We start from the raw sequence: 382 nt of genomic DNA on the forward strand, positions 1-382 counted from the left end.
GTTACACCGGATTTTTTATGTTTAGCCAAAGGTTTAACAGGAGGCTATTTGCCATTAGCTGCTACATTAACCCATCAACGGATCTTCGATTCCTTCCTTGGAAGCTATCAAGATAAGAAGACTTTTTTTCACGGACATAGTTATACCGGAAATCCATTGGGATGCGCTGCTGCGTTAGCGAATCTTGAAATTTTTGATCAAGAAAAAACAATTCAAACCATTGCCCAACGTGGAATGGATTTGGAAGTCATGTTGCAGCGTTTTTGGAAATTACCCCAGGTTGGAGATGTCCGGCGTGTCGGATTGATTGCTGGCATTGAATTGGTGAAAGATTGGAAAACACGCAAGCCTTATCCATGGGAAAAACGGCTTGGCATGTTGG

1 protein-coding gene is annotated in these 382 nt (G+C 42.4%); it reads left to right on the forward strand.

All coding sequences use genetic code 11. The features are described from left to right. Positions 1-382, forward strand: a 382-nt coding sequence (locus RNB18_RS53460) for an aminotransferase class III-fold pyridoxal phosphate-dependent enzyme (protein WP_311721239.1), incomplete at both ends; no start/stop codon positions are given.

This window comes from Streptomyces doebereineriae, from assembly GCF_031845645.1.
Taxonomy (GTDB): Bacteria; Actinomycetota; Actinomycetes; order Streptomycetales; family Streptomycetaceae; genus Streptomyces; species Streptomyces canus.